8 protein-coding genes are annotated in these 9634 nt (G+C 73.2%); 2 read left to right on the forward strand and 6 right to left on the reverse strand.

What is annotated here, in order from left to right; all coding sequences use genetic code 11:
• The first annotated feature begins 165 nt into the window (after positions 1-165).
• The gene (locus ACFU74_RS33650) at positions 166-2706 is read left to right on the forward strand and encodes a CDP-glycerol glycerophosphotransferase family protein (RefSeq protein ID WP_380763755.1); all 2541 of its coding nucleotides are present in this window, start codon (positions 166-168) and stop codon (positions 2704-2706) included.
• Here the strand turns inward: ACFU74_RS33650 and ACFU74_RS33655 are convergent.
• The 6 genes from ACFU74_RS33655 to ACFU74_RS33680 all read right to left on the reverse strand — a co-directional run bounded on the left by ACFU74_RS33655 (position 2691) and on the right by ACFU74_RS33680 (position 8241).
• The gene (locus ACFU74_RS33655; protein ID WP_380763757.1) at positions 2691-3185 is read right to left on the reverse strand and encodes a 2'-5' RNA ligase family protein; all 495 of its coding nucleotides are present in this window, start codon (positions 3183-3185) and stop codon (positions 2691-2693) included. The genes ACFU74_RS33650 and ACFU74_RS33655 overlap by 16 nt on opposite strands.
• 56 nt (positions 3186-3241) lie before the next feature.
• On the reverse strand, positions 3242-4282 hold the full coding sequence (trpS, locus tag ACFU74_RS33660) for a tryptophan--tRNA ligase (RefSeq protein ID WP_380763759.1): 1041 nt from the start codon (positions 4280-4282) through the stop codon (positions 3242-3244).
• Positions 4283-4312: 30 nt separating this feature from the next.
• Positions 4313-5638 carry a hemolysin family protein gene (locus ACFU74_RS33665; RefSeq protein WP_380763761.1) on the reverse strand — a complete coding sequence of 442 codons (1326 nt, stop codon included), beginning with the start codon at positions 5636-5638 and terminating at the stop codon, positions 4313-4315.
• A 78-nt stretch (positions 5639-5716) separates the two neighbouring features.
• Positions 5717-6709 carry a malate dehydrogenase gene (locus tag ACFU74_RS33670; protein ID WP_380763763.1) on the reverse strand — a complete coding sequence of 331 codons (993 nt, stop codon included), beginning with the start codon at positions 6707-6709 and terminating at the stop codon, positions 5717-5719.
• Between the two features lie 204 nt (positions 6710-6913).
• Positions 6914-7333 (reverse strand): DUF3017 domain-containing protein, encoded by a 420-nt coding sequence (locus ACFU74_RS33675; RefSeq protein ID WP_380763765.1) that lies wholly within the window; start codon positions 7331-7333, stop codon positions 6914-6916.
• 53 nt (positions 7334-7386) lie between these two features.
• On the reverse strand, positions 7387-8241 hold the full coding sequence (locus tag ACFU74_RS33680) for a bifunctional methylenetetrahydrofolate dehydrogenase/methenyltetrahydrofolate cyclohydrolase (RefSeq protein ID WP_380763767.1): 855 nt from the start codon (positions 8239-8241) through the stop codon (positions 7387-7389).
• A 548-nt stretch (positions 8242-8789) separates the two neighbouring features.
• On the opposite strand from ACFU74_RS33680, the gene ACFU74_RS33685 reads away from it, so the two are divergent.
• Positions 8790-9578, forward strand: a complete 789-nt coding sequence (locus tag ACFU74_RS33685) for an RDD family protein (protein WP_380763769.1) — start codon at positions 8790-8792, stop codon at positions 9576-9578.
• Positions 9579-9634: the final 56 nt, after the last annotated feature.

Genomic DNA, 9634 nt, shown 5'->3' on the forward strand with positions numbered 1-9634 from the left:
CCGGGCGCCTCCGGCGTTTTCCGGACCGGCCTCGCGCGACATTCCGGAATTTCGAACTGGCGTTTCCGGCGAGAACTTTTCAGCTAATTACAATGCCATTCCCAAATTGACCTCGGATGCTTTTCCGGGTGAGATGGAAATTCTCGCCGAGAAAGGTCCGTGGAAATGGCTGTCCTCACCCGGTTCGTCCTCCCGCACGCCGCGCCCCGCTTCGGCGACCCCCGCTTCGGCGCCCCGCTGCCGAGCGAGGAGGAGAACGCCGCCTTCGGACTGCTGCGCGCCCGCTGGAGCGGCCGCGGCCTCGAACTCACCGGCTTCGCCCGCCCGGACGACCGGCCCACCGCGCACCCCGGCTCCGCCTGGACCTGGCTCACCCTGCGCCGCGGCGACCACGACGAGCCCGTCCACGTCCCCACCCGGCCCCGCCGGTTCCCGGAGATCACCGACGACAGCGCCCAGCCCGAGCACAACCACGACTGGGCCGGCTTCACCGCCCTCGTCGAACCGCGCCGGCTGCGCGCCGCCGACGGCTGGCTGCTCGGCGACTGGAGCGTCGAGGCCACCCTGTTCACCATCGGCCGCCCCACCCGGCTGCGCCGCCAGTACGGCGGCCTCGCCCCCTACTGGTGCGGCTCCGGCGAGTACCCGCCCGCCCGCTGGGTGGACCACGACGTCCGCCTCCAGCCCCAGTTCACCGACGGCCGGCTCGTCCTGCGGCTCGAACGCCCGGCCCTCCGCCTCGACCGGGCCGTTCCCGCCCCCGACGGGATCGGCCTGCACCTCACCAGCGCCGACCCCGGCCAGGCCCGCACCGTGCTGCGGCTGCGCCACCGCGAGAGCGGCGCCGTCCTCACCGAGCCCGCGGTCCGCACCGGACGGACCGTCACCGCCCACCTGCCGTACGCGCTGTTCACCGCCGAGGGCCGCGGCACCGGCGAACTGGAGCACTGGGACGCCGACCTGGTCGACCCGGACGGCGCCGTCGATCCGCTCGTCCTGGACGAGCGCACCGGGCCGGTCGCCGGCCAGCACCCGCTGCCCGGCGCCGAGGACCGGGTGCTGCACCTCAAGCACCTCGCCGACGGCCGGCTCCAGCTGTGCGTGCGGCCCGCCGCCGGCTGGGTCGAACGGTTCGCCGCCCGGGCCGGCGGCTTCGAGCTCACCGGCCGCTGCCCCGCCCCCGGCCCGCTCGAACTGGTGCTGCGGCACAGCGGCAGCGGCACCGAGGTCCGCCACCCGGTGGAACTCGGCCCCGACGCGCGGTTCACCGTCCGGCTGCCCGTCACCCGCACCGGCTCCGACGGCACCGCGCTGCCGCTGCGCAAGGGCCTCTGGGAGGCCGCGCTGCAGCCCGTCGACGGCTCCGGCCCGGCCCGCCCGCTGACCGCCCCGGCCGCCGTCCTGGCCGCGCTGCCCGCCGCCGCCCAGGCCGGCGGCAAGCGGATCGTGCTGGAGCGCCGCTGGCACGACACCCTGCTGCTGGACTCCACGCCCGTCCTCAGCGCCACCGAGCGCAGCGCCTGGACCCAGGCCCGCCAGCGCACCGCCGGCTACCCCGCCGCCCGCCGCGAGCCGCTGCGCGAGGCCGTGCTGTACGACGTCTTCGGCGGCCGCGGCTACGCCGACTCACCGCGCGCCGTGCACACCGAACTCGCCCGCCGCGGCGCCCCGTTGGAGCACCTGTGGGTGGTCGACGACGCCCAGGCCGAGCTGCCCGCCGGGGTCCGCGCGGTCCGGGTCTGGAGCCCCGAGTGGTACCGGGCACTGGCCACCAGCCGCTACCTCGTCGGCAACACCCACTTCCCGGACTTCCTGCGGCGCCGCCCCGGCCAGGTCGTCGTCCAGACCTGGCACGGCGCCCTGCTCAAGCGGATCGCCCACGACGTCGACAACGCCTGGCTCGCCGACCAGGGCTACCTCGCCGCGCTCGACCGGGAGACCCCGCACTGGAGCCTGCTGGTCTCCCCCAGCCCGTTCGCCACCCCGATCCTGCGCCGGGCGTTCCGCTACGGCGGCGAGATCCTGGAGTCCGGCTACCCGCGCAACGACGCGCTGGCCCGCCCCGACGGGCGGCGGGCGTCCGCCGTCCGCCACCGGCTCGGCATCCCCGAGGGCCGGCGGGTGGTGCTCTACGCGCCGACCTGGCGGGAGGACCGGCCGCGCCCCGACGGCGACGGCTTCCGGCTCGACCTGCGGCTCGACCTCGACCGGGCCCGGAAGGCCCTCGGCGACGACCACGTCCTGCTGCTGCGCCCGCACGCGCACGTCCGCGAGCCGCTGACCGGCACCGGGGACGGCTTCGCCGTCGACTGCGCCGACTACCCGGACGTGCAGGAGCTGCTGCTGATCACCGACGTCCTGGTGACCGACTACTCGTCGATCGTGTTCGACTTCGCCGTCACCGGCCGCCCGGTGCTGTTCTTCACCTACGACCTGGCGCACTACCGGGACAGCCTGCGCGGCTTCGCCTTCGACTTCGAGGCGCAGGCCCCCGGCCCGCTGCTCGACGACTCGGCGGCGCTGGTCGAGGCACTGCGCGAACTCGCCGACGCCGGGGGCGCCGTACCCGCCGGGTACGCCGAGCGCTACCGGCGCTTCCAGGAGGTGCACTGCGCGCTGGACGACGGCGGCGCCGCCCGGCGGGTGGTCGACCGGATGCTGGAGCTCGGCGGGCGGGCCGGGCGCGCCGGTCAGGAGAAGCCGTAGCTCCGCCAGGGCCGCCAGACCTCGTCCGCGTCGAACCGGGAGAGGCCGAACCCGGGCACCGGGAAGACCGCGTGGAAGGAGCGGGCCTGCTCGTGGGCCTGGTCCAGCACGTCGTCCGCGAGCCCGTGCGCCACCGTCACATGCGGGTGGTAGGGGAAGGCCAGCTCCCGGGCCAGCGGGCCGGAGCGGATGTCCGCCTCCAGCAGCCGGCACTCGCGCTCGCCCTCCTCGACCCGGACGAACACCACCGGGGAGACCGGGCGGAAGCTGCCGCTGCCGCGCAGCACCATCCGGAACGGCCGGTGCGCGGCGGCCACCGCCGCCAGGTGCTCCTCGATCTTCGGCAGCATCTCGGCCGGCACCTCGGTGGGCGGCAGCAGCGTGACGTGCGTGGGTATCGACCGGGCCAGCGGATCGCCGTGCCCGGCCCGCGCGTCCTGGATCGCCGCGCCGTACGGATCCGGGACGCTGACGGACACGCCGATGGTGAGGGCCTCCGGGAGACCCTCACCACCGGGCAGGCTCGTCAGCGGAGTCACCGCTTGGCGGCCGGGAGGAAGCCGATCCGGTCGTACACCGTGGCCAGCGTCTCGGACGCCACCTCGCGGGCCTTCTCGGCGCCCAGCGCGAGGACGCGGTCCAGCTCGGCCGGGTCGTCCAGGAAGACCCTGGTGCGCTCCTGGAAGGGCGTCACCCACTCGCTGAACAGGTCGGCCAGCTCGGTCTTCAGGGCCCCGTACATCTTGCCCTCGAAGTGCGCGACCAACTGCTCGATCGACTGCCCGCTCAGGGCGGAGTGGATCCGCAGCAGGTTGGAGACGCCGGCCTTCTCCTGCTCGTCGTAGGAGACCACGGTGCCGGTGTCGGTGACGGCGCTCCTGAACTTCTTGGCGCTGGCCTTCGGCTCGTCCAGCAGGCTGACCAGGCCCTTGGCGGAGGACGCCGACTTGCTCATCTTGATGGCCGGGTCCTGGAGGTCCTGGATCTTGGCCGTCTCCTTGAGGATGTACGGCCTGGGGACCGTGAAGGTCGGGCTGTAGCGGGTGTTGAAGCGCTCCGCGAGGTCGCGGGTGAGCTCCACGTGCTGGCGCTGGTCCTCGCCGACCGGGACGGCGTCCGCCTGGTACAGCAGGATGTCGGCGACCTGGAGGATCGGGTAGGTGAACAGGCCCACCGAGGTGCCGGCGGCGCCCTGCTTGGCCGACTTGTCCTTGAACTGGGTCATCCGGGACGCCTCGCCGAAGCCGGTGATGCAGTTCATCACCCAGCCGAGCTGCGCGTGCTCGGGCACGTGCGACTGGACGAACAGGGTGCAGTGCTCCGGCTCCAGGCCCGCACCGAGCAGCTGGGCGGCGGAGATCCGGGTGTTCTGGCGCAGCGTCGCCGGGTCCTGCTCGACGGTGATCGCGTGCAGGTCGACGACCATGTAGAAGGCGTCGTTCTCCTTCTGCAGGTCGACCCACTGGCGCACCGCGCCCAGGTAGTTGCCGAGGTGGAACGACCCCGAGGTGGGCTGGATCCCGGAGAGCACCCGGGGACGGTCCTTGACCGGACCAGTGACCGCTGCGTTGACCATGCGGGCCATTGTTCCAGTTCCACCGACCGGTCAGGAAACCTCCGGCCCCGGCGGTCGCGCCAGTGTGACCGCACTCACCCCGACCCGGGCGATCCGCCGGCCCTCCAGCTTGGCCACCGTCAGCAGCACCTCCTCGCCCGGGCCGGCCGGGATCCGCACCAGGTCGCCGTCGGCGGGCAGCCTGCCGAGCGCGGCCACCAGGCAGCCGGCCACCGTCTCGTACGGGCCCTCGGGGAGGCTGACGCCGGTCTCCTCGGCGAAGTCCGCCAGGTTGAGCAGGCCGTCGAGTTCCACGCCGCCGCCGGCCAGCCGCCGGGTGGGGGCGGGCTCGGGCGTGTCGTACTCGTCGCGGATCTCGCCGATCACCTCCTCGACGAGGTCCTCCAGGGTGACGATGCCGGCGGTGCCGCCGTACTCGTCGACCACGATCGCCAGGTGGTGGCCCTCCCGGCGCATCTCGCCCATCGCCTCCAGCACCCGCTTGGTGCCGGGCAGCAGCTTGACCGGGCGGGCGAGGTCGCGGACCTTGGCGGCCCGTTCGCCGCGCGCGCCGTACAGGTCGCGGACGTGCACGAAGCCGGTCACCGCGTCGTAGCTGCCCTCGATCACGGGGTAGCGGGAGTGCGGCGAGGAGTCCGCCTGGGCGCGGACCTCGTTGAGCGGGCGCTCGGCGTCCAGGAAGGTCACCTCGGTGCGCGGGACCATCACCTCGCGCAGCTGGCGCTCCCCGGCGGCGAACACGTCGGCGATCAACGTCCGTTCGTCGCTGCCGAGTTCGGTGCTGGCGGCGACCAGGCCGCGGAGTTCCTCGGAGCTCATCGAGCCGCGCCCGGCGGCGGGGTCGCCGCCGAGCAGCCGGACCATCAGATCGGTGGAGCGGCCGAGCAGCCAGATCGCCGGACGCAGCACCACCGACATGACGTCGACCACCGGCGCGGCCAGCACCGCGATGGCGTCGGCCCGCTGGAGGCCGATCCGCTTGGGGGTGAGCTCGCCGAGCACCAGCGAGGCGTAGCTGATCACCAGGGTGAGGCCGACCAGGGCGGTGGCGTCGGCCACGCCCTCGGAGAGGCCGGCCCGGACGAACAGCGGGGCGACCTTGTCGGCCAGCGTGTCGGCGCCGAAGGCGGCGGAGAGGAAGCCCATGCAGGTGACGCCGACCTGGACGGCCGCCAGGAAGCGGTTGGGGTCCGCCGCGAGGTGCGCGGCCCGGGCGGCCCGCCGGGTGCCGCGCGCCTCCAGCGTCCGGATCTGGCCCTCGCGCAGCGAGATCAGCGAGATCTCGGCGACGTTGAACAGCCCGCCCAGGACGATGAAGACGAGGACGAGCGCGGCGTCCTCGAGGGTTTCGTTCACAGCGGGTCAGTGTAGGGCGACGGCCCGCCGTCCCCGGGGAGGGACGACGGGCCGTCGGTGGGGTGCTGCGGGTCGGGCTCAGATGAGGCCGAGCTCCTGGACCGCGTCGCGCTCCTCGGTCAGCTCCTTGACCGAGGCGTCGATGCGGCCGCGCGAGAAGTCGGAGATCTCCAGGCCCTGGACGATCTCGAACGAGCCGTCCTTGGTGGTGACCGGGAAGGAGGAGATCAGGCCGGCCGGGACGCCGTAGGAGCCGTCGGAGACGACGCCCATGGAGGTCCAGTCGCCCTCGGCGGTGCCGTTGACCCAGGTGTACACGTGGTCGATGGCGGCGTTGGCGGCCGAGGCGGCCGAGGAGGCGCCGCGGGCGTCGATGATGGCCGCGCCGCGCTTGGCGACGGTCGGGATGAAGTCGTTCTCCAGCCAGGCCTGGTCGCTGCCGACGGCCTCGAAGGCCGGCTTGCCGGCGACCTCGGCCTGGAAGATGTCCGGGTACTGGGTGGCGGAGTGGTTGCCCCAGATGGTGACGCGCTTGATGTCGGAGACCAGGGCGCCGGTCTTGGCGGAGAGCTGGCCGAGGGCGCGGTTGTGGTCCAGGCGGGTCATCGCGGTGAAGCGCTCGGCCGGCACGTCCGGGGCGTTGCGCTGGGCGATCAGGGCGTTGGTGTTGGCCGGGTTGCCGACGACCAGGACCTTGATGTCGTCCGCGGCGTGGTCGTTGATGGCCTTGCCCTGCGGGCCGAAGATGCCGCCGTTGGCCTGCAGCAGGTCACCGCGCTCCATGCCCGCGGTGCGCGGACGGGCGCCGACCAGCAGCGCGACGTTGGCGCCGTCGAAGGCCACGTTCGGCTGGTCGGTGATGGTGATGTCGCGCAGCAGCGGGAACGCGCAGTCGACGAGCTCCATGGCGGTGCCCTCGGCGGCCTTGAGGCCCTGCGGGATCTCCAGGAGGCGCAGGTTCACCGGGACGTCGGCGCCGAGCAGGTGGCCCGAGGCGATGCGGAAGAGCAGCGCGTAGCCGATCTGGCCGGCGGCTCCGGTGATGGTGACGTTGACGGGGGTGCGGGTCATTTCTACCTTCTCCAGCAAATCGCCAGGTGCCCCAGGCACGTCGGCGCGCTGGAGCCGAGGACGGTCTCTCGACATCGAGAGAACCGGCGTCAGGGTATCGCAAAGGGAAGCGTAACCCTCGGGCGAGGTCGTGACTGGTTGGTCACAGACGATGACGGCCCCCGCCCGGGACGCGGGCGGGGGCCGTTCGGCGACCTGCGGGGACTACCGGCGCGGGCGGCCGATCAGCTGGCCGATGTTGTCCAGCACCGAGAACTCCAGCCACGGGTTGGGCTGGGCCATCAGGGTCAGCAGCACGATCGCCACGCCCAGGAAGGTCAGCACGATGACGTCGGTGAAGCGGCTGCGCACGGCCAGCATGCCGACCTCCGGCAGCAGCAGCCGCAGCAGCGCACCGAGCAGCACCCCGCCGCCGACGATCAGCAGCCCGTACTTGAAGCCGTCCTGGAAGTCGGCGAACCAGGTGACCGCGAGACCTGCGCCGACCACCAGCAGGACCACCGTTATCGGCCACTGCCGGACCGGCAGCGCGTGGTCGCGCCCGAGCGCGGCCGACGAGCCCTCGGGCGGCAGGGTGCCGGTGGTCTTGACCGGCCTGCGCCGGGTCCGCCGCGGTTCGGGCATGGCTTCCCGTCCTTCGGGATCGTCGTCGAGCGGGGGTGGGGTCGGGTGCCCGGTCAGATGCCGGCGCGGCGCTCGGCCGCCACCACGATGTTGTTCAGCAGCATGGCGCGGGTCATCGGGCCGACGCCGCCGGGGTTCGGGGAGATCCAGCCGGCCACCTCGGCCACGCCCGGGTGGACGTCGCCGACGATCTTGCCCTCGCTGCGGCTGACACCGACGTCGAGCACGGCCGCGCCCGGCTTGACGTCCTCCGGCTTGACCAGGTGCGGGACGCCGGCGGCGGCCACGATGATGTCGGCCTGGCGCAGGTGGTGGGCGAGGTCACGGGTGCCGGTGTGGCAGAGGGTGACGGTGGAGTTCTCGCTGCGGCGGGTGAGCAGCAGGCCGATCGAGCGGCCGACGGTGACGCCGCGGCCGACCACGACCACCTCGGCGCCGTCGAGCGGCACGTCGTGGCGGCGCAGCAGCTCGACGATGCCGAGCGGGGTGCAGGGCAGCGGGCCCTCGATGCCCAGCGCGAGGCGGCCGAGCGAGGTCGGGTGCAGGCCGTCCGCGTCCTTGTCCGGGTCCATCAGCTCCAGGACCGGGTTCTGGTCGAGGCCCTTGGGCAGCGGCAGCTGGACGATGTAGCCGGTGCAGGTCGGGTCGGCGTTGAGTTCGCGGACGACGTTCTCGACGTCCTCCTGGGTGGCGGTGGCGGGCAGCTCGCGCTGGATCGAGGCGATGCCGATCTCGGCGCAGTCCCGGTGCTTGCCGTTGACGTACCAGCGGCTGCCCGGGTCGTCGCCGACCAGGACGGTGCCGAGGCCGGGCACGACGCCCTTCGCCTGGAGGGCCGCCACCCGGGCGGCGAGTTCGGACTTGATCGCGGCCGCGGTGGCCTTGCCATCGAGAATCTGGGCAGTCATGACCCCATTCTCCCGGATCGGGGGCGTCGTCCGCGCCACCGGTCCCCGGGCCGGGAGGGGCCCGCGGCGGGACGGTGTCGGGGTGGCGTCGGCGCGGCGTCGGCGCGGCGTCGGGGGGTGGACGAACGAGTACGGAGCGTCCGGGTCGTATTGCGGTTGCGCCACAGTCCGGTCCGACGCGCGGGCGCGGCTGGACAGGGCGCCGCCGGGCGTTCGACGATAAGCGCGCATTCCCCGCCGCATCCGGCCCGGTGACGGGCCGACGGACGAACCCGGCGGGGCGTACCCGGGGGAAGAACGAAGTGAGCCGACCAGACCGCACCGCGCCGACCACCGACCGCCGACGCGGCGCGTTCCGTGCCGACGGACCGTCCCGGCTCCCGTTCACCCGCTTCCCACGGCCCTGAGCGGGGGCGCACACCCGGCCGTGCACGCCCCCGGTGTCAGTGCGCTCCGCTAACGTCCCGTCCGACCGGCCGCCCGATCCGCCGGTCCGTTCCGGGTCCTCTGTCCCGTCCCCACTTGTCCCCATCTGCCCGGAGGCACCGATGAGCTACCCGCCCGACCCGAACAACCCGTACGACAAGTCCCAGCAGCCCCAGCAGCCGCCGCAGCAGGCGTACGGCTACCCGCAGCAGGCCCCGCCGGCCGCCGGCTACGGCTACCCCCAGCAGCCGCCCGCGGCTCCCGGGTACGGCTACCCGCAGCAGCAGCCGCCGGCGTACGGCGTGCCGCCGCAGCAGCAGGCTGCGTACGGGTACCAGCCGATGCCGGGCACCATCCAGGCGAACAACGGCTACATCAACATCGCCCACCTGGGCACGGTGAAGATCGCCTCCATGGGCCAGCGCTTCCTGGCCCGGCTGATCGACGGCCTGGCCGTCGGCGCGGTCATCGCCCTGGTCATGGCGCTCGGCCTGGCCGGCACGCTCGGCCTCGTCAAGGAGGCCGACGACTGCTCCCAGTACTCCTACGGGACCATCAGCTACAACGACTGCATCCAGCAGCAGACCGACGCCGCGGCCGGCATCGTCGCCACCATGATGATCATGGTCGGCGTGCTGGCGGTGTTCAACCTGCTCTACGAGTGGCTGATGGTCGCCTTCGTCGGCGCCACCCTGGGCAAGATGGCCATGGGCCTGCGCGTGGTCAAGGAGAGCAACGGCCAGACCCCGGGCCTGGGCGGCGGCTTCATCCGCTTCATCATCCCGATCGTCGGCGCCTTCCTCTGCTACATCGGGGCGCTGCTGGTCTACCTGTCGCCGTTCTTCGACAACTCCGGGAAGCTGCAGGGCTGGCACGACCGTGCCGCCGGCACCCTGGTGATCAAGAAGTAACGCGGCACGGCGGAAACGACGGAGCGGCCCGGCCCCCTCGGTGGAGGGAGCCGGGC

It is taken from the genome of Kitasatospora sp. NPDC057500, from assembly GCF_042802195.1.
GTDB lineage: Bacteria > Actinomycetota > Actinomycetes > Streptomycetales > Streptomycetaceae > Kitasatospora.